Source organism: Kitasatospora sp. NPDC049285, assembly GCF_040678815.1.
Taxonomy (GTDB): Bacteria; Actinomycetota; Actinomycetes; order Streptomycetales; family Streptomycetaceae; genus Kitasatospora.
This window is the reverse complement of record NZ_JBFAQR010000040.1, coordinates 38,394-56,491: the sequence shown is the minus strand read 5'-3', so window position 1 is coordinate 56,491 and position 18,098 is coordinate 38,394. Positions and strand designations below refer to the sequence as shown.

Here is an 18,098-nt window from a genome sequence, read left to right as displayed (position 1 = left end):
CTGCTGACGACGCGCACGCCTGCGCCGTAGGGTGCGCTGAATCGCGCAGGGGCGGGGGCGCCGGCGTGGATGCGGCTCGTCGCCAGAACGCGCCGGGGGGATGCTGGGAGCGGTGGCGCGCCCCGCCGCGGTGTCACCAGGACGGGTGGAATCCCCGGAATTCCGGAACACCCGCCCGCACCGGGGCGTCGAAACTGGCAGGAAAGCGCCACGCGAGTCGCACACCGGGTTCGGCATCCGCCGCTTCCCGTACCGGAATTGATCGAGTCGAGTCGGCTGCGAAGGGGGTGCCGCGGCGATGGCTGCAGTGGACACCGCACGCGCACGAGCCCAAGCCGTCCTACGGGTACGCGGACGGGCCGTCGCCGTCGCCGCGCTGCCCGCCGCCTGCGCGGTGGTGCTGGTGGCCGGACGGTTCACCGGGCGGATAGGCGCGCCCGGCTCCGCGGACGCCGGGCTGTGGGACGGCATCCGCTGGGCGGTCGGCGCCGTCGCCGCCCTGACCCTGCTGCTGGCCGCCCTGGTGGCCCGCTCGCAACGCCGGGCCGTCCCCCCGGTCACCCCCGCCGTGCCGGTGGCCCGCGCCGCGGCACCCGAGCTGTACCGGCTGATCGACGAGCTCGCCGAACGGCTGCAGGTGCCCGCCCCCGCCGCGATCGCGCTCACCCCGGACTGCGACAGCTGGCTGGAGGAGCCACACCACCCCGGTCGGCGCCCCGCGCCGTCCGCCCCGGTGCTGGTGATCGGCTCCCCGTTCCTGTGGTGGATGCGGGCCGGCGAACTGCGCGCCCTGCTCGCCCCCGTGGTGGCCGGCGCCGGCGCCTCCGCCGACCCCGACATCGCGGCCGCCCGGCGCTGGCTGCGCGCCCTGGACGCCGCGCTCGGCGACCGGCACCGCGGCCCGCTCGCCCTCGTCGACAAGGTCAACCGGCTGCTGCTCGGCGCCTGCCGGGAGCACTCCGCCGAACTCGAGCACGCCGTCGCCGCCTGGGCCTCCGAACAGGCCAAGGCCGTCGACTACGGGCTGCGGATCGCCGCCCAGGAGCAGGTCGGCCTGGCCTACGCGGGCTGGGACCGGCTGCTCACCCGGGTCGCGCTGCCCGCCTGGCGGCTCGGCCGGCACCCGTCCCACCTGAACGCCGGCGTGGTCGCCGCGCTCACCGAACTCTCCCGCCGCGACCGGCTCGCCGACGGCTACGAGAACCGGCTCGGCGACCGCCCCGCCTGCGACCTGCTGGAGGAACCCGGCGAGGTCGACGCCCAGGTCTCCCGGCTCGCCGCCGAACTGCTCCACGAGGAGCCCGCGGCCGGCTGGCAGCCGCTCGACTGGGCCGACTACCCGACCGAGGTGGTCGACCGCGGCTGGCGCGCCCAGGCCGCCGCGCTGTGCGCCGCGCTCGGCGGCGACCAGCCGTACGGCGGGCCGTCGCTGGACAAGCTGCTGGCACGCCTCGCCGCCGGCGAGAGCGAGTCGCTGGCCGCCGCGCTGGCCGGCCAGGTGGCGCGCGGCGCCAAGGTCGCGCCCCCGCTGCCGCCGGTGCGCAGCGGCCGGGACCTGCTGGTCGAGCACCTCACCGCCACCGTCTGCTGCGCCGCGGTCGACGCCGCAGCCGCCGCCCCCGGGCTGGACTGGCTGGACGGGCCGGTGCTGCAGACCCCCGGCGCGGCGCGCGGTGAGCTCGCCGCGGTGGTGGCCCGCGCGGTGGAGCAGGGGGAGGACGGCCCGCTGCGGGCCTGGCTGGCGCGGGCCGGGGTCCGGTTGGAACGTCCGGTGCGGCTGTCGGGCTGATCGGACCGGGTGCGGGAACCCGGGGACCACGGGTACCAATTGCTACCGTGGGGTGACGCTGCGCCAGCAAACTGTGGTGTGCTGGTCCGCACGCACATCCGCTTGGCAATTGCCACCCTCGACGGATGGGCGAAGGGGTGGGGAGGGCGCGTGGGGACGGAGTCCAACCGCCGGTGGGAGTCCGGCACGCTGGCGCACGGGGTGTCCGACCCGTTCGGGCAGGGGCCGCTGCCCTGGCTGCGCAGCCCCGACCACTACCTCGCCGAGGGCGAGGGCACCGTCCCCTGGTACGTCAGCGTGGGCGCCCCCGGGCAGCAGCCGCTGAGCGGGGCGGCCCGGCCCCGGCCGCCGGTGGGCAGTCCGGACAACTCCGACGACGTGGACCAGCAGATCAAGGGCTTCGCCACGGCGGGCGTGGTGCGGCCCGGCGGGGCGGTGGACTTCCGGGTCACCGTCAACCCGCCGCGGGAGTTCCAGGTCGACGTCTACCGGATCGGCCACGACGGCGGCGACGGCGCCCGGCAGGTCGCCTCCAGCCCGCTGATCGCCGGGCTCGCCCAGCCCGCGCCGATGGTCGCCGACCGGACCGTCTCCTGCCACCACTGGTGGCAGTCCTGGCGCCTGCAGGTCCCCGCCGACTGGCGGCCCGGCGCGTACGTCGCCGTGCTGACCACCGCGGACGGCGGGCACCGCAGCCACGTCCCGTTCACCGTGCGGGACTTCGACCCGGCGGACCTGCTGCTGGTGCTGCCCGACGTGACCTGGCAGGCGTACAACCTGTTCCCCGAGGACGGGCACCGTGGGGCCAGCCTCTACCACGCCTGGGACGGCGCGGGGCGGCTGCTCGGCGAGGGCGAGGCGGCGGTCACCGTCTCCTTCGACCGGCCGCACGCCGGGGCCGGGCTGCCGCTGCACGTCGGGCACGCCTACGACTTCATCCGCTGGGCCGAGCGGTACGGCTACGACCTCGGCTACGCCACCGCCACCGACCTGCACGCCGGGCTGGTCGACCCCGGCGGGCACAAGGCGCTGATCTTCCCCGGGCACGACGAGTACTGGTCGGAGCCGATGCGGCGGGCCGTCGAGCGGGCCCGGGACGGCGGCACCTCGCTGGTCTTCCTGTCCGCCAACACCATGTACTGGCGCGTGGAGTTGACGCCCGGTCCGAACGGCGAGAACGCCCGGCTGCTGCACTGCCGCAAGCGCCAGCGGGTCGCCGCCGACCACCCGGCGGTCGGGGTGCCCGGCGCGGCCAGCGCGCTGTGGCGGGACGCCGGGGAACCCGAGCAGCACCTGCTGGGCGTCCAGTACGCGGGCAGCGTGCCCGCGCCGGTGCCGCTGGTCGCCCGGAACACCGCGCACTGGCTGTGGCAGGGGACCGGGCTGCGGGAGGGCGACGAACTGCCCGGCCTGGTCGCCGGGGAGGCCGACCGGTACTTCCCGAAGGTCGCGCTGCCCGCGTACACCGAGCGCACCCTGCTGGCGCACTCCCCGTACCGCGACGCCGCCGGCCGGGCCACCCACCAGGAGACCTCGCTGTACCGGGCGCCCAGCGGCGCGTACGTCTTCGCGGCCGGCACCTTCGCCTGGTCGCCCGCGCTGGACCGGCCCGGGCACACCGACGAGCGGATCCAGCGGGCCACCGCGAACCTGCTCGACCAGCTGTGCAAGGAGGGGCGCACCGGGGCGTGACCCCTCGGGCGTGAAAGACTCGCCCGCAGAGCCCCCCAGCTGTGAGGACTGATCGTGAGCGGATTCGTCACCAAGCCCGAGCCGGTCCAGGTGCCCGGCCTGGTCCACCTGCACACCGGGAAGGTGCGCGACCTGTACCGGGCCGGCAACGGTGACCTGGTGATGGTGGCCAGCGACCGGACCTCCGCCTTCGACTGGGTGCTGCCGAACGAGATCCCGGACAAGGGCCGGATCCTCACCCAGATGTCGCTGTGGTGGTTCGACCGGATCGCCGACCTGGTGCCCAACCACGTCATCTCCACCGAGCTCCCCGACGGTGCGCCCGCCGACTGGGCCGGACGCACCCTGGTCTGCCGCAGCCTGGAGATGGCGCCGGTGGAGTGCGTCGCCCGCGGCTACCTGGCCGGCTCCGGCCTGGAGGAGTACCGGGTCAGCCGCACGGTGTGCGGCATCGCGCTGCCCGAGGGCCTGGACAACGGCTCCGAGCTGCCCGCCCCGATCTACACCCCGGCCCTGAAGGCCGAGGTCGGCGAGCACGACGAGAACGTCTCCTACGAGGAGACCGCCCGCCGGGTCGGCGCCGAACTCGCCGCCACCCTGCGGCAGACCACCCTCGCCGTGTACGCCCGGGCCCGCGACATCGCCCGCGAGCGCGGCCTGATCCTCGCCGACACCAAGTTCGAGTTCGGCCTGCTCGACGGCCAGTTGGTGATCGGCGACGAGGTGCTCACCCCCGACTCGTCCCGCTACTGGCCCGCCGACGAGTGGCAGCCCGGCCGCAACCAGCCGTCCTTCGACAAGCAGATCATCCGCGACTGGCTGGCCTCGCCCGCCTCCGGCTGGGACCGCAAGAGCGAGAACCCGCCGCCGCCGCTGCCCGACGAGATCGTCCAGCACACCCGGCAGCGCTACATCGAGGCGTACGAGACGCTGACCGGCCTCGACTGGAAGTGACGCCCCGTCACGGCCGGCTGTGACGCACCGTCACAGCCAGCCGTGCTCGCGGGCGATCCGCACCGCGGCATGGCGGTTCTCCGCGCCGAGCTTGCCCGCCGCCGAGGACAGGTAGTTGCGCACCGTGCCCTGCGACAGCGACGCCCGGTCGGCGATCTCCGCGATCGAGGCGCCGTCCGCGGCCAACTCCAGCACGTCGGTCTCCCGCGGGGTCAGCGGGGAGTCGCCCGCGCTGATCGCCTCCGCCGCCAGCTCCGGGTCCACGTACCGGCCGCCGGCCCGGACGGTACGGATGATGCCGGCCAGGTCGGAGGCCGAGACGGTCTTCGGCAGGAAACCGCGCACCCCGACCTCCAGGGCCCGCTTCAGGTAACCCGGGCGCCCGTGGCCGGTCACGATCATCACCCGGCACTCCGGCAGCCGGTGGCGCAGCTCGGCGGCCACCTCCAGCCCGTCCAGGCCCGGCATCTGCAGGTCCAGGACCGCCACGTCCGGCCGGTGCGCGGCGGCCATCGCCAGCGCCTCCGGACCGGAGGCCGCCTCGGCGACCACGGTCAGGTCGTCCTCCAGCGCCAGCAGCGCGGCCAGCGCGCCGCGGATCAGGTGCTCGTCATCGGCGAGCAGCACCCGCACCAGGTCGGTCATGCCACGGACTCCCTTGCCGCGAACGGCGGTTCGACGCTCATATCGGAACTTCCGCGGTCAGTCGGAACACCCCCGGGGCGTCCTCGACCGCCAGCGTGCCGCCGTGCGCGGCCAGGCGCTCGCGCAGCCCGCGCAGCCCACTGCCCGGGCCGTCGGCCCGGCGCGGCAGCGGCGGCACCCCGTCGTTCTCCACCTCCAGGACCGCGGCGGCGCCCGAGATCCGCAGCCGGATCGCGCAGTTCGCGGCCTCCGAGTGCCGCAGCACGTTGGTCGCCGCCTCCCGCACCACCCAGCCCAGCACCGACTGCGCCGCCACCGGCAGGCCCTCCGCGCCGTCCAGCTCGGTCCGGCAGTCCACCTTCGCGGCACGCAACACCGAAGCGGCGCCCGCCAGTTCGGTGTGCAGCTCGACACTGCGGTAGCCCCGCACCACCTCGCGGACCTCGCGCTGCGACTCCTGCGCGATCCGCTGCACCTCGGTCATCTGGTCCACCGCCTCCGGGCGCTGACGGTGCGCCAGCTGCACCGCGAGTTCGCTCTTCAACGCGATGGTCGCCAGGTTCCGGCCCAGCACGTCGTGCAGATCGCGGGAGAACCGCAGCCGCTCCTCGGCCACCGCCAGCCGGGCCTGGGTCTGCCGGGCCTCGTCCAGCTCCCACACCACCTTCGCCGTCCACGCCGAACCGCGCGCCGTGCCGGCCGCCACCGCCGCGCCCAGCAGACTGCCGACCGACAGGCCCAGCACGAACCCCGGATGCGCGCCCGCCCACAGCAACGGCACCGCGGTCGCGGCCAGCGCCAGCAGCGCGGCCAGGGCGGTCTGCCGCAGCGGCAGCGCGACGGCCGCCGTGGCGATCCAGAAGGTCACCGTCACGATCGCCACCGTGGTCCCGAACGACGACTCCGCCGTCAGCTCGGGCCCCAGCAACAGCACCGCCGCCGCCACCGCGACCGAGACCGCCCCCGACCCCGCCACCCAGCCGTACGGGCGCGGGCGCCGGCCCAGGTAGGCCGGCAGGCCGATCCGGACCAGCAGCCCGTTCAGCGCCGCCGCCAGCAGCGAGCCGAACACCGCCGTCCGCAACTCCCAGCCGACCGCCTCCCGGTGGCCGATCTGCCCGGCCACCATGCCGAGCGTCACCACCGGCTGCATCGCCGCCACCGCGTACAACGACCAGCGCACGTACAGCTCGGTGCGCTGCGCCTTGCCGGTCGCCCGCCACCGGCGGACCGGCCTGGGCCTGCTCACGCGCATGGCTCGGTGCACCTCGCTCTCGGGGGTCTGCCTGCATCCTGCCAGGTCCGGATCGGGGGCCGGTCGGGCCTCCGGCGGGGCGGCTACGGGCGGGGCTCCCACCGGAACCAGCGGCGGGTGGCCCAGGTGGCGGCGGCGGTCCAGGCGAGGGCGAGCAGGAGCGGGAGGACGGCCGGGGCCCAGGTGCCGGCGAAGCCGGTGGCGGGGGCGGTGCCCTCGGTGCCGAACCAGCCGAGGCGGACGAGTTGCAGGGCGGGCGTGGTGGGGAGGAGGCGGCAGACGGTGGCGATCCGGTCGGGCAGGGACTCCAGCGGGATCAGCAGGCCGGAGCCGAGCTGGGCGACGAGCAGCAGCGGCAGGGTGGTGATGCCGGCGCTCTCCACCGTCCTGGTGACCACGCTGGAGAGCGCCGCGAGCGCGGTCAGCAGGGCCGCGGACAGGACCAGGCCGATCAGCACCAGCAGCGGGTTGGCCGGGGCGCGCAGGCCCAGCAGCACCGCGCCGCCGACGCCGAGCAGCAGGCACTGCACCAGCGCGAGGGCGATCGACGGGGCGGCGGTGCCGAGCAGGATCTCGGCGTCACGGGCCTCGCCGGTGCGCAGGCGCTTCAGGACGAGCTCGCCGCGGCGGGCGGTGTAAGCGGTCGTCACGTTGCAGTAGACGACGACCAGCAGGATCAGCCCCATCGAGCTGGTCACCAGATTGGCCTTCAGGTCCAGGCCGGGGTCGCGTTCGACCGCGCCGGCCAGTACCGAGCGGACCATCCCGATCAGCGCGACCGGCAGCACCAGCGCCATGAACAGTGCGGTGCGGTTGCGGCGCAGCAGGGCGGTCTCGGCGCGGCCGAGGGCGAGCAGGCGCCCGGCCGGGGTGGTGAGCGTGGCGGTGGTCATGCGGCACGTCCGATCTGCGGGGCGGCGGTCTCGGCGGCCGCGATGGCGAGGAAGGCCTCCTCCAGGGAGGCGCTGCGGGCGTCCAGCCGGGCCAGCGGCACCCGGTGCCGGGCGGCCCAGCCGAGCAGTTCGGTGAGGGTGCCCTGCAGGTCCTGGGTGCGCAGGGTGATCCGGCGGCCGTCGGCGGTGGTCTCGGCGCCGGGCAGCGCGGGCAGGCTGAGTCCGGCGTGCGGGCCGGAGCGCTCGGGGAGTTCGAAGCTGATCCGGGCGGGGTGTGCGGCCAGTACCTCGGTGACCGTGCCGCCTGCCACCACCCGGCCGTGGTGCATGATCGCCAGCCGGTCGGCGAGCTCCTCGGCCTCCTCCAGGTAGTGCGTGGTGAGCACCACCGTGGTGCCGCGGGCGCGCAGGTCGCGGATCAGCCGCCACACCGAGGCCCGGGCCTCCGGGTCCAGGCCGGTGCTCGGCTCGTCCAGGAACAGCACCTCGGGGCGGCCCAGCAGGGCCATCGCCAGGTCGAGCCGGCGTCGCTCGCCGCCGGAGAGCTGCTTGACCCGCACGGTGCGCCGGGGCAGCAGGCCGACCAGGTCGAGCGCCTCGTCCACCGCACGGGCGCCGGTGGTCAGGCCGGACCAGCAGCGGCCGGTCTCCGCGACGGTCAACTCGCCCGGGAAGCCGCCCTCCTGGAGCATGATCCCGATCCGCGGGCGCAGTGCGGCCCGCTCCCGGTACGGGTCGAGGCCGAGCACCCGGACCTCGCCGGCGGTCGGCCGGGCGAGCCCCTCGACCACCTCCAGGGTGGAGGTCTTGCCCGCGCCGTTGGTGCCCAGCAGCGCGAACAGCTCGCCCGGACGGACGGTCAGGTCCAGGCCGCGCACGGCCTCGAAGCCGGACGGCCCGGCGGGGCCGTAGCGGCGGTGCAGTCCGCGGGCCTCGACGGCCGGCGCGGGGCGGGTGGTGTCGGTCATGGTCCCAGCCTCCCGGCGGGGGCGGGCGGCCAGTAGTGCGCGCCGTCACCGGGTGCCGGTGGAACTCCACGGGTCGGCGGTGACATATGTCACGGGGTGCCGGTGCCGAGATCGGGAAACGCCGAAGGCCCCCCTCGATCGAGGGGGGCCTTCGCACTGGAGCGGACGACGAGATTCGAACTCGCGACCCTCACCTTGGCAAGGTGATGCTCTACCAACTGAGCCACGTCCGCATGATATTGAGTTGTACAGCTTGTCACGCTAGCTGCGAGCGGACGACGAGATTCGAACTCGCGACCCTCACCTTGGCAAGGTGATGCTCTACCAACTGAGCCACGTCCGCACGGTGCCTGGGCACCGGCCGCCCCGCTCGGATCTTCCCCGGTTGCGGCGACGAGAAATACTCTACAACATCAATCGGCCTGCTCGCCCCACCCTTCCCCGGCGGCGTGGCCGGGGAAGGGCAGCGGAGGCCAACTGGCCTCCGTGGGCGCTCAGTTGTTCTCGGAGAACGCCTCGTACACGTGCTTCGGGATCCGGCCGCGGGCCGGCAGCTCCATGCCGTTGGACTGGGCCCAGGCGCGGACCGCAGCCGGGTCCGGAGTGAGGGCGGTGCGGCGGAAGGACTTTCCGCTGCGGCTCTGCCGCCGGCCGGCGGCGACGAACGGTGCGAGGGCCTCCCGAAGCTTTTCCGCGTTGTCCGCAGACAGGTCGATCTCGTACGACTTCCCGTCCACGCCGAAGTGGACGGTTTCCGCGGCTGCGCCGCCGTCCAGGTCGTCGGAGAGCGTGACGACTACACGCTGAGCCATGGGTGTCAATCCTCTCGGGCAATTCGGCCGACGGGGGTCTCGGGTGCCCCGGTGGCCCGATGAGCCGGGGTGGCGGCATCCGTATGCGGGCAGGGGAGCCCACGCCGAGATGCGGCGCGTCCGGCTGCCGGTCGCCCTATTCTGCACCCAAAGGGGGTCGAAATCGAAGAGTCCGGGATTCCTTTTTTCCGGATATTCACGGGGTTCCCTCCGATGCCGATACCGGCCCGTTACATCCGGGATTAAACCGACGAAATCGGATGCCCGTCAAGGGGGCCGGAAGGGTGCCGGGGGGCGGCTGGGAAGGCCCGGAACCCTTGGGGCGTAAGGGGCGTGGGTCTACGCGCGTCGCCCCGGTGGGCCAGCAATCCGACCCGAAACCCCAGGTAGGCTGAAGGTCCCCCCGCCTTCACGCAATCACCACCGGGAGTGCCAGTGGCACGCGTCGTAGTCGACGTCATGCTCAAGCCGGAGATCCTCGACCCCCAGGGACAGGCGGTGCAGCGTGCACTGCCGCGTCTCGGCTTCACCGGGATCGCCGACGTCCGCCAGGGCAAGCGTTTCGAGCTGGAGCTGGAGGGCCCGGTCGACGACGCCGCGCTCGCCCGTATCCGCGAGGCCGCCGAGACCTTCCTCGCCAACACCGTGATCGAGGACTTCACCGTCCGCATCGAGGAGGACGGAAAGTGACCACCCGAGTCGGCGTCGTCACTTTCCCCGGTTCCCTCGACGACCGCGACGCCCAGCGCGCGGTCCGCCTGGCCGGCGCCGAGCCGGTCGCCCTCTGGCACCGTGACAAGGATCTCCACCAGGTCGACGCGGTCGTCCTGCCGGGCGGATTCAGTTACGGCGACTATCTGCGCTGCGGTGCCATCTCCCGCTTCTCGCCGGTGATGGACACCATCATCGAGCAGGCCAAGCTGGGAATGCCGGTCCTCGGTATCTGCAACGGCTTCCAGGTGCTGTGCGAATCGCACCTGCTGCCCGGCGCGCTCACCCGGAACGACTCGCTGCACTTCATCTGCCGCGACCAGAAGCTCCGCATCGAGAACGCGGAGACCGCCTGGACCCGGGATTACTCGGCCGGTCAGGAAATCACCGTTCCGCTGAAGAACGGCGAGGGCCGCTTCGTCGCCGACGAGCGGGTCCTGGACGCGCTGGAGGCGGAGGGCCGGATCGTGGCCCGCTACCTCGACGTGAACCCGAACGGTTCGTACCGCGACATCGCCGGCATCACCAACGCCGCGGGCAATGTCGTCGGCCTGATGCCGCACCCGGAGCACGCGGTGGAGGAGCTCACCGGTCCCACCACCGAGGGCCTGGGCTTCTTCACTTCCGTCCTGAAGCAGCTGGTGAACGCCTGATGAGCCTCGACACCGTCAAGAACGCCGAGCAGACCCCGGACGCCGCGCAGCCCTGGGCCGAACTCGGCCTCAAGGAAGACGAGTACGCCCGGATCCGGGAGATCCTCGGCCGCCGCCCGACCGGCGCCGAGCTCGCCATGTACTCGGTGATGTGGTCCGAGCACTGCTCCTACAAGAGCTCCAAGGTCCACCTGAAGCAGTTCGGCGAGAAGGCCCCGAAGAACGACGCGATGCTCGTCGGCATCGGCGAGAACGCGGGCGTGGTCGACGTCGGCCAGGGCTACGCGGTCACCTTCAAGGTCGAGTCGCACAACCACCCGTCGTACATCGAGCCCTACCAGGGCGCGGCCACCGGCATCGGCGGCATCGTCCGCGACATCCTGGCGATGGGCGCCCGCCCGGTCGCCGTGATGGACCCGCTGCGGTTCGGCGCGGCCGACCACCCGGACACCCGCCGGGTGCTGCCCGGGATCGTGGCCGGCATCGGCGGCTACGGCAACTGCCTGGGCCTGCCGAACATCGGCGGCGAGGTCGTCTTCGACTCCTGCTACCAGGGCAACCCGCTGGTCAACGCGCTCTGCGTGGGCGTGATGAAGCACGAGGACATCCACCTCGCAAAGGCGTCCGGCCCGGGCAACAAGGTCATCCTGTACGGCGCCCGCACCGGCGGCGACGGCATCGGCGGCGTCTCCGTGCTGGCCTCGGAGACCTTCGACGACACCAAGCCCACCAAGCGCCCCGCGGTCCAGGTCGGCGACCCGTTCCAGGAGAAGCTGCTCATCGAGTGCACCCTGGAGATCTTCCGCGAGGACCTGGTCGCGGGCATCCAGGACCTCGGCGGCGCAGGCCTGTCCTGCGCCACCTCGGAGCTGGCCTCGGCCGGCACCGGCGGCATGCGGATCGAGCTGGACACCGTGCCGCTGCGCGACCACACGCTCTCGCCGGAGGAGATCCTCATGAGCGAGTCGCAGGAGCGCATGTGCGCGATCGTCGAGCCCGGCAAGGTCGACCGCTTCCTGGAGATCTGCGAGAAGTGGGACGTCATCGCCACCGTCATCGGCGAGGTGACCGACGGCGAGCGGCTGGAGATCTTCTGGCACGGTGACCTGGTGGTCGACGTGCCGCCGCGCACCGTCGCCCACGAGGGCCCGACGTACCACCGCCCGTACGCCCGCCCGGACTGGCAGGACGCCCTGCAGCTGGACGCCCCGACCGCCGAGCGGCTGGCCCGCCCGGGCACCGGCGCGGAGCTGAAGGACGCGCTGCTGAAGGTCGCCGGCTCGCCGAACCAGGCGTCCAAGGCGTGGATCACCGACCAGTACGACCGGTTCGTGCTGGGCAACACGGTGCTCTCCCACCCCGAGGACTCCGGCATGATCCGGATCGACGAGGAGACCAACCTCGGCGTCTCGGTCGCCACCGACGGCAACGGCCGCTACACCAAGCTGGACCCGTACACCGGCGCCCAGCTGGCCCTCGCCGAGGCGTACCGCAACGTCGCGGCCGGCGGCGCCAAGCCGCTCGCGGTCTCCGACTGCCTCAACTTCGGCTCCCCCGAGGACCCGGACGTGATGTGGCAGTTCGCCGAGGCCACCCGCGGCCTGGCCGACGCCTGCCAGGTGCTCGGCACCCCGGTCACCGGCGGCAACGTCTCGCTGTACAACCAGACCGGCGAGGTCGCCATCCACCCGACCCCCGTGGTCGCGGTGCTCGGCGTCATCGACGACGTCACCCGCCGCACCCCGATCGCCTTCGGCGAGCAGGGCCAGCTGCTCTACCTGCTCGGCGACACCGCCGACGAGCTGGGCGGCTCCGCCTGGTCGCAGGTCGTGCACAACCACCTCGGCGGCCTGCCGCCCAAGGTGGACCTGCAGCGCGAGAAGCTGCTCGGCGACATCCTGATCGCGGCCTCCCGCGACGGCATGGTCGACGCCGCGCACGACCTCTCCGACGGCGGCCTGGCGCAGGCCCTGGTGGAGAGCTGCCTCAAGGGCGGCAACGGCGCCCGGGTGGTCGTGCCCGAGGGCCTGGACCCGTTCGTGTTCCTGTTCTCCGAGTCCGCCGGGCGCGCCGTGGTCGCCGTCCCGCGCAGCGAGGAGCTCCGGTTCAACGACATGTGCGGCGCCCGCGGCCTGCCCGCCACCCGGATCGGCGTGGTGGACGGCGACGCGCTGGAGGTGCAGGGCCAGTTCACCGTGACCCTGGCCGAGCTGCACGAGGCGCACACCGGCGTGATCGAGGCGCTGCTCGCCTGACGGTTCGTCGACGCAGGTCGACGTCCGCCTGACGGTTCGTCAACGACGGGCGGCCGGTTCGGAATTTCGGACCGGCCGCCCGTCGGCGTTTTGTACGCTGCGCTCATGCCCACTGCGAAGACCCGAACGTACGACCCGGTGAAGGTGCGCGCCGCGCTCACCGGCCAGCTCGACGCGCTGCGCGGATGCGTCCGCAAGCTCGACGACGAGCAGCTGGCGCTGCCCACCCGGCTCGGGGAGTGGCGGGTGCGCGAACTCGTCGCCCACCTCGGCATGGTGGTCAGCTGGGTCCCGCTGCACCTGGACGACCCGCTGCCCGACCAGGCCCCGATCACCCCGCTGTACTGGGCCTCCCGCACCCGCACCGCCGCCGCCGCGATCAACGACACCGCGGTGGAACTGGTCGCCGAGCAGTTCGCGGGCGACGCCGCGCAGGTGGCCGGCGAGTTCGAGCGGCAGGTGTCGGTGCTGCTCGAGGTGCTGGACGGCGAACGCGCGCAGCAGCCCGACGCGGTGCTCCCGATGCGGTTCGGGCCGATGCTGCTGGCGGACTTCCTGGTCACCCGGCTGGTGGAGACCGTGGTGCACGCCGACGACCTGGCGCACGCCCTGGGCCTGGACGCGTTCCCGCACGACCCGTTCGCGCTGGCCTCGGCCGCCCGCCTGCTCGCCGACGCCTTCGCGGTCCAGGTGCCCGGCGGCGCGGTCGAGTTGCGGATCCCGCCGTACGCGGTGGTGCAGGCCGTGGAGGGCCCGCGGCACACCCGGGGGACCCCTCCGAACGTGGTGGAGGCCGACGGGCTGACCTGGATCCGGCTGGCCACCGGCCGGCTGGCCTGGGCGGACGCGCTGGACGTCTCGCTCACCGCGAGCGGCGAGCGCAGCGACCTGAGCGGCTTCCTGCCGGTGCTGGGCTGAGGGTGCCGGGGGACTGACAGGTTCCGCGCCGGGGAGCCCGGCTGACGGCGTTCCGAGCGGTGGACGGTGGCGGCGGGCTGCCGCCGTCCGCCGTTAGCCTCGGCGCCATGGTGAACTCCGCGGTGACTCACGAGGCTCGGCCCGTCCGGTCGGCGCTCGCCGGGCAGACCGAGGCGCTCCGGCTGGCGGTGCGCGCCCTCGGCGAGCCGGAGCTGGCGCTGCCGACCCGGCTCGGCACCTGGCGGGTCCGGGAGTTGACGGCGCATCTGGACCGGCAGATCGGCTGGGCGCCGGAGCACCTGGACGACCCGCTGCCCGCCGGGGTGGGCGAACTGACGCTCACCGCCTGGGTGGGCGTGGTCGGCACCGTCGCCGACGCGCTCGACCGCGGCACCCGGGAGCACACCGCCGCGCACTACGCGGGCTCGGCCGAGCAGGCGGCCGCCCGGTTCGACGAGGTCTGCGGGGTGCTGGCCGCGTTCCTGGCGTCGCCGGCCTCCGCCGACGCCGACCGCCCGTTCCCGCTGGCCTTCGGCGTGATGCGGCTGGCGGACTTCCTGGTCACCCGCCTGGTGGAGACCGTGGTGCACGCCGACGACCTGGCGCACGCCCTGGGCCTGGACGCGTTCCCGCACGACGCCCGGGCGGTGGCGATCGTCGCCGAGCTGCTGCTCGACGCGGTCGCACCGGCCGCGGCGGGCCCGGCCCGCGAGGCGGCGCAGGCCGACCCGCTGCGCTGGATCCGGCTGGCGACCGGCCGGGAGAGCGTCACCGGTACCGGGCTGGCGGAGCACCTGCCGGTGCTCAGCTGACGAGCGGTCAGAGGTGGGCGGCCGACGGTCAGGGGACGGACGGGCCGCCGAGGTAGTGGCCGTCCGCACCGTACGGCCAGGCGTTGGCCACGCAGCCGTCCAGGCCGTAGATCTGCTGCATCATCGCCGGGGCGGGCTTTCCGGGGCCGGGGCAGCCCTCGTGGCCGTGGCCGATCCGGTGGCCGACCTCGTGGTTGACGATCAGCGCCCGGTAGTCGTCCAGGCTGCCGCTGAACTGGGGTGAACCGGTCTGCCAGCGCTTGGAGTTGACCATCACCTGCTTGCCGACGTCGCAGTTCACCTCGCCCTTGGTGTCCAGTCCGGCGGAGCCGCAGATCCGGTCCACGGTGTCGGGTGAGGCGATCCGCACGGTGAAGTCGTAGGTGCCGGAAGAGACCAGCTGGAATCCGTCGTGGCCGTCGGCGGTCCAGCCGCGCGGGTCGGCCAGCACCGCCTGCACCACGGCCGCGGCGGCCTTCGGATCGATCCCGATGCCGTTCTCCACCTCCACCTTGTAGCGCCGGACGGTGCCCTGTCCGACCGCGCTGCCGGCCGCCTCGGCGGTGTTGAAGGTGCCGTCCCCCCGGCCCTGGCCCGCGCCCGAGGACGGTGTCTGACTGCTCGGCGCCTGGCTGCTCGGCGGGGTGTTCGACGGCTGGGCGCTCGGCTCCGGCGCGGTGTCCTGCGGCGGCGGGGACTCGGTCAGCGGCGGGACGGCCCGCGCCTGCACCGTCGCCGGGCCGCCGCCCCCGTGCGCCACGCCGTTCAGGACCCCGTACCCGGCGGCGCCCAGCACCGCCAGCGCGGCGGTGCTGCCCAGCGCGACGGCCAGCCGGCGCCGGCGCGAGGCGCGGCGACGGGCGGTGCGGGCGGACCTGCGGGTTGCGGACACGTGGATTCCCCTGGGTGCGGCGACGGTACCGGCGGCCCGTACGGACCGTCGGGTCACGGTCGCACGAGTGTTCCGCCATGTTCTACATACGCGGTATGCGGCAGTTCGGTTCCCGGCGGGCTCGGCAGCGCCCGGACGGACGGAAGTCCCGGGCCCACGGCGGGCCCGGGACTTCTCCGGTGCGCTCGGCGGCGGGCCCGCCGGACCCCCGGGAGGGGGTGGCGGTACCGACCGTTACTGCTTCAGTTCGGCGTACGCCTCGGCGCTGCTGTCCTTCAGGAACTGCCAGCAGCGCTCCTCCTCCTCGGTCTCGTTGATCGCGCCGGCCGCCCGGGCCAGCGCCGCCAGGCAGCGCAGGAAGCCGCGGTTGCCCCGGTGCTCCCACGGCACCGGCCCGTGCCCGCGCCATCCGGCGCGGCGCAGCGAGTCCAGCCCGCGGTGGTAGCCGGTCCGCGCGTAGGCGTAGGACTCGACGGTGCGGCCCGCCGCGAAGGCGTCGTCCGCGAGCATCGCCCAGGCCAGGCAGAACGCCGGGTACTCCGCCGCCACCTGGGTCGGCGAGGCGGACTCCTCCGCCAGCATCCGGTACGGCTGCTCGTCCTCGGCCAGCAGCGTCGGCTCCGGCCCGTCGAGAAGGTTCTTGTGAATCTCCATGCTGGCAGTCTGCCACCCGACCCACCCCCGACCGGAAGCCCCCGGACGGCACGGTGCCCCCGTACCCGGGCGGGTACGGGGGCACCGAGGCGTGCGGACCCTGCGGTCACCAGGCCTTACTTGATGCGCTTGCCCGCCGAGCGGAGCTGCTGGGCGGCCTCCAGCACGCGGGCGGCCATGCCGGCCTCGGCCAGCTTGCCCCAGGTGCGCGGGTCGTAGGTGTTCTTCTTGCCGACCTCGCCGTCGACCTTCAGCACGCCGTCGTAGTTGCGGAACATGTGGTCCACGACCGGGCGGGTGAAGGCGTACTGGGTGTCGGTGTCCAGGTTCATCTTGACGACGCCGTTCTCCAGCGCGGTCAGGATCTCCTGCTCGGTGGAGCCGGAGCCGCCGTGGAAGACGAAGTCGAACGGGTCCTGCTTGCCGTACTGCTTGCCGATCTCGGCCTGCAGGTCGCTGAGCAGCTCCGGACGGAGCACCACGTTGCCCGGCTTGTACACGCCGTGCACGTTGCCGAACGAGGCGGCCAGCAGGTAGCGGCCCTTCTCGCCCAGGCCGAGCGCCTCGGCGGTGCGCACCGCGTCGTTCACCGTGGTGTACAGCTCGTCGTTGATCTCGTGCGAGACGCCGTCCTCCTCGCCACCGGTCGGGGTGATCTCGACCTCGAGGATGATCTTCGCGGCGGCGGCCTGGGCCAGCAGCTCCTGCGCGATGGAGAGGTTGTCGGCGAGGGTCTCGGCCGAGCCGTCCCACATGTGCGACTGGAACAGCGGGTTCTCGCCGCGGGCGACGCGCTCCGCGGAGATCGCGATCAGCGGGCGGACGTAGCCGTCCAGCTTGTCCTTCGGGCAGTGGTCGGTGTGCAGCGCGACGGTGATGTCGTACTTCGCCGCGACGATGTGCGCGAACTCGGCCAGCGCGACCGCGCCGGTCACCATGTCCTTGTTGTGCTGGCCGCCCAGGAACTCCGCACCACCGGTGGAGATCTGGATGATGCCGTCGCTCTCGGCCTCGGCGAAACCGCGAAGGGCGGCGTGCAGGGTCTGCGACGAGGTGACGTTGATGGCCGGGTAGGCGAACTTGCCAGCCTTGGCCCGGTCGAGCATCTCGTTGTAGGCCTCGGGAGTTGCGATGGGCATGCGAATCCGCTCCTGTCGGTGTGGGGCGATCGGACGACGCTGTCCGATGGCTCGATACGCCTGTGGTTCACGACATCGATGCGGCACGAGCATGAGGGTGGTAGCTCGACCGCGGGCCGGACACCTCGGTCATCCTCCCAGACTCCCCCCTCGGACACACCCAGCGGCCCGCCACTTGGGACGGCCGCTCGGGGTACCCCCCGGTACGCCGCCGGTTAAGGCTCCGCAAACGTCCGGGCGCTATCCTGCGCCCGTGGAACACATCCAGCTCGCCGTCAACGTCCTTGACGCCAAATCGCTCGTCGCCTCGGTGGGTGCCATCGGGATCCTCGCGATCATCTTCGCCGAGACCGGCCTGCTGGTCGGGTTCTTCTTCCCCGGCGACTCGATGCTCATCCTGGCCGGCGTCGCCGCCTCCAGCGCCGCCCCCGCGGTGCTCGGCGACGGTGCCCAGATGAACATCGCCCTGCTGCTGATCGCGGCCCCGCTCTGCGCGATCGCCGGCGCCCAGCTCGGCCACCTGCTCGGCCGCAAGGTCGGACCCAAGATGTTCGACAAGCCGAACTCCAAGCTCTTCCGCCCCGAGTTCGTGGAGAAGGCCGAGGAGTACTTCGAGAAGTTCGGCCCGGCCAAGGCCGTGGTGCTGGCCCGCTTCATCCCGGTGGTGCGGACCTTCCTCAACCCGGTGGCCGGCACCCTGCAGATGCCCGCCAAGACCTTCCTGCTCTGGAACGTCGTCGGCGCCGTGCTGTGGACCGAGTCGATGCTGCTGATCGGCTACTTCACCGGCGACCAGCTCGCCCCGGTGATCGACAAGTACCTGCTGCCCGCGATGGCGCTGATCATCCTGATCTCGGTCTCGCCGATCATCATCGAGGTGCTGCGGGAGCGGAAGAAGAAGAAGGCCGCCGCCCAGGGCGACGAGTCCCGGGAGAGCGAGCCGGTCGGCGGCGGACGCCACCGCAAGCACTGACGCTGCAAGCACTGACGCCCCCGTCACGGACGGACGAAAGGCCCGGATCGATCGATCCGGGCCTTTCGCGTTGTTTCACGTGA

The 18,098-nt window shown here is 73.3% G+C and carries 17 protein-coding genes and 2 tRNA genes; 9 read left to right on the top strand and 10 right to left on the bottom strand.

The features are described 5' to 3' along the window. Positions 1-298: 298 nt before the first annotated feature. The 3 genes from AB0K51_RS23540 to AB0K51_RS23530 all read left to right on the top strand — a co-directional run bounded on the left by AB0K51_RS23540 (position 299) and on the right by AB0K51_RS23530 (position 4,435). A complete protein-coding gene (locus AB0K51_RS23540; RefSeq protein ID WP_363458696.1) occupies positions 299-1,789 on the top strand; it encodes a hypothetical protein in 1,491 nt (496 codons plus the stop codon). A 150-nt stretch (positions 1,790-1,939) separates the two neighbouring features. Then, positions 1,940-3,481, top strand: coding sequence for a N,N-dimethylformamidase beta subunit family domain-containing protein (locus AB0K51_RS23535; protein ID WP_363458694.1), 1,542 nt, complete (start codon positions 1,940-1,942; stop codon positions 3,479-3,481). Positions 3,482-3,535: 54 nt separating this feature from the next. After that, positions 3,536-4,435 carry a phosphoribosylaminoimidazolesuccinocarboxamide synthase gene (locus tag AB0K51_RS23530; protein ID WP_363458692.1) on the top strand — a complete coding sequence of 300 codons (900 nt, stop codon included), beginning with the start codon at positions 3,536-3,538 and terminating at the stop codon, positions 4,433-4,435. Positions 4,436-4,465: 30 nt separating this feature from the next. Here AB0K51_RS23530 and AB0K51_RS23525 read toward each other — a convergent pair whose 3' ends face one another. From AB0K51_RS23525 to AB0K51_RS23495, 7 genes are all read right to left on the bottom strand, one after another. Further along, positions 4,466-5,080, bottom strand: coding sequence for a response regulator transcription factor (locus tag AB0K51_RS23525; protein ID WP_363458690.1), 615 nt, complete (start codon positions 5,078-5,080; stop codon positions 4,466-4,468). A gap of 37 nt (positions 5,081-5,117) precedes the next feature. Further along, the gene (locus AB0K51_RS23520; RefSeq protein WP_363458688.1) at positions 5,118-6,335 is read right to left on the bottom strand and encodes a histidine kinase; all 1,218 of its coding nucleotides are present in this window, start codon (positions 6,333-6,335) and stop codon (positions 5,118-5,120) included. An 83-nt stretch (positions 6,336-6,418) separates the two neighbouring features. Beyond that, entirely contained in the window at positions 6,419-7,228 is an 810-nt protein-coding gene (locus tag AB0K51_RS23515) for an ABC transporter permease (RefSeq protein ID WP_363458686.1), read from the bottom strand. Next, positions 7,225-8,196, bottom strand: a complete 972-nt coding sequence (locus AB0K51_RS23510) for an ABC transporter ATP-binding protein (RefSeq protein ID WP_363458685.1) — start codon at positions 8,194-8,196, stop codon at positions 7,225-7,227. The genes AB0K51_RS23515 and AB0K51_RS23510 overlap by 4 nt, the downstream gene beginning before the upstream one ends. A gap of 157 nt (positions 8,197-8,353) precedes the next feature. After that, a tRNA-Gly gene (locus AB0K51_RS23505) sits at positions 8,354-8,429 on the bottom strand. 37 nt (positions 8,430-8,466) lie between these two features. After that, positions 8,467-8,539, bottom strand: a tRNA-Gly gene (locus tag AB0K51_RS23500). A gap of 151 nt (positions 8,540-8,690) precedes the next feature. Then, a complete protein-coding gene (locus tag AB0K51_RS23495) occupies positions 8,691-9,008 on the bottom strand; it encodes an Lsr2 family protein (protein ID WP_073807183.1) in 318 nt (105 codons plus the stop codon). Between the two features lie 435 nt (positions 9,009-9,443). Between AB0K51_RS23495 and purS the strand changes: the two genes are divergently transcribed. The 5 genes from purS to AB0K51_RS23470 all read left to right on the top strand — a co-directional run bounded on the left by purS (position 9,444) and on the right by AB0K51_RS23470 (position 14,357). Beyond that, the gene (gene purS / locus AB0K51_RS23490) at positions 9,444-9,698 is read left to right on the top strand and encodes a phosphoribosylformylglycinamidine synthase subunit PurS (RefSeq protein WP_363458683.1); all 255 of its coding nucleotides are present in this window, start codon (positions 9,444-9,446) and stop codon (positions 9,696-9,698) included. Beyond that, positions 9,695-10,372, top strand: coding sequence for a phosphoribosylformylglycinamidine synthase subunit PurQ (purQ, locus tag AB0K51_RS23485; protein ID WP_363458681.1), 678 nt, complete (start codon positions 9,695-9,697; stop codon positions 10,370-10,372). The genes purS and purQ overlap by 4 nt, the downstream gene beginning before the upstream one ends. After that, positions 10,372-12,627 (top strand): phosphoribosylformylglycinamidine synthase subunit PurL, encoded by a 2,256-nt coding sequence (purL, locus tag AB0K51_RS23480; protein ID WP_363458679.1) that lies wholly within the window; start codon positions 10,372-10,374, stop codon positions 12,625-12,627. The genes purQ and purL overlap by 1 nt, the downstream gene beginning before the upstream one ends. Positions 12,628-12,732: 105 nt before the next feature. After that, positions 12,733-13,545, top strand: coding sequence for a sterol carrier family protein (locus AB0K51_RS23475; protein ID WP_363458677.1), 813 nt, complete (start codon positions 12,733-12,735; stop codon positions 13,543-13,545). Between the two features lie 107 nt (positions 13,546-13,652). Further along, positions 13,653-14,357, top strand: a complete 705-nt coding sequence (locus AB0K51_RS23470) for a maleylpyruvate isomerase N-terminal domain-containing protein (protein WP_363458676.1) — start codon at positions 13,653-13,655, stop codon at positions 14,355-14,357. Between the two features lie 28 nt (positions 14,358-14,385). Here AB0K51_RS23470 and AB0K51_RS23465 read toward each other — a convergent pair whose 3' ends face one another. From AB0K51_RS23465 to fbaA, 3 genes are all read right to left on the bottom strand, one after another. Continuing rightward, positions 14,386-15,249, bottom strand: coding sequence for a DUF3152 domain-containing protein (locus AB0K51_RS23465; RefSeq protein ID WP_363458674.1), 864 nt, complete (start codon positions 15,247-15,249; stop codon positions 14,386-14,388). 234 nt (positions 15,250-15,483) lie between these two features. Beyond that, positions 15,484-15,903 carry a DUF3151 domain-containing protein gene (locus AB0K51_RS23460; RefSeq protein WP_363458672.1) on the bottom strand — a complete coding sequence of 140 codons (420 nt, stop codon included), beginning with the start codon at positions 15,901-15,903 and terminating at the stop codon, positions 15,484-15,486. Positions 15,904-16,019: 116 nt separating this feature from the next. After that, on the bottom strand, positions 16,020-17,042 hold the full coding sequence (gene fbaA, locus AB0K51_RS23455; protein WP_363458670.1) for a class II fructose-bisphosphate aldolase: 1,023 nt from the start codon (positions 17,040-17,042) through the stop codon (positions 16,020-16,022). Positions 17,043-17,295: 253 nt separating this feature from the next. Here fbaA and AB0K51_RS23450 point away from each other — a divergent pair, with 253 nt between their 5' ends. Next, positions 17,296-18,015 carry a VTT domain-containing protein gene (locus AB0K51_RS23450; RefSeq protein WP_363458668.1) on the top strand — a complete coding sequence of 240 codons (720 nt, stop codon included), beginning with the start codon at positions 17,296-17,298 and terminating at the stop codon, positions 18,013-18,015. The last annotated feature ends 83 nt before the right edge of the window (positions 18,016-18,098 follow it).

Bases quoted from the DNA above. Each gene is read 5' to 3' on its own strand.
- AB0K51_RS23540 (WP_363458696.1), top strand. From the start codon at position 299: ATGGCTGCAGTGGACACCGCACGCGCACGAGCCCAAGCCGTCCTACGG.
- AB0K51_RS23525 (WP_363458690.1), bottom strand. From the start codon at position 5,080: ATGACCGACCTGGTGCGGGTGCTGCTCGCCGATGACGAGCACCTGATC.
- AB0K51_RS23520 (WP_363458688.1), bottom strand. From the start codon at position 6,335: ATGCGCGTGAGCAGGCCCAGGCCGGTCCGCCGGTGGCGGGCGACCGGC.
- AB0K51_RS23515 (WP_363458686.1), bottom strand. From the start codon at position 7,228: ATGACCACCGCCACGCTCACCACCCCGGCCGGGCGCCTGCTCGCCCTC.
- AB0K51_RS23510 (WP_363458685.1), bottom strand. From the start codon at position 8,196: ATGACCGACACCACCCGCCCCGCGCCGGCCGTCGAGGCCCGCGGACTG.
- AB0K51_RS23495 (WP_073807183.1), bottom strand. From the start codon at position 9,008: ATGGCTCAGCGTGTAGTCGTCACGCTCTCCGACGACCTGGACGGCGGC.
- purL (WP_363458679.1), top strand. From the start codon at position 10,372: ATGAGCCTCGACACCGTCAAGAACGCCGAGCAGACCCCGGACGCCGCG.
- AB0K51_RS23475 (WP_363458677.1), top strand. From the start codon at position 12,733: ATGCCCACTGCGAAGACCCGAACGTACGACCCGGTGAAGGTGCGCGCC.
- AB0K51_RS23470 (WP_363458676.1), top strand. From the start codon at position 13,653: ATGGTGAACTCCGCGGTGACTCACGAGGCTCGGCCCGTCCGGTCGGCG.
- AB0K51_RS23460 (WP_363458672.1), bottom strand. From the start codon at position 15,903: ATGGAGATTCACAAGAACCTTCTCGACGGGCCGGAGCCGACGCTGCTG.
- fbaA (WP_363458670.1), bottom strand. From the start codon at position 17,042: ATGCCCATCGCAACTCCCGAGGCCTACAACGAGATGCTCGACCGGGCC.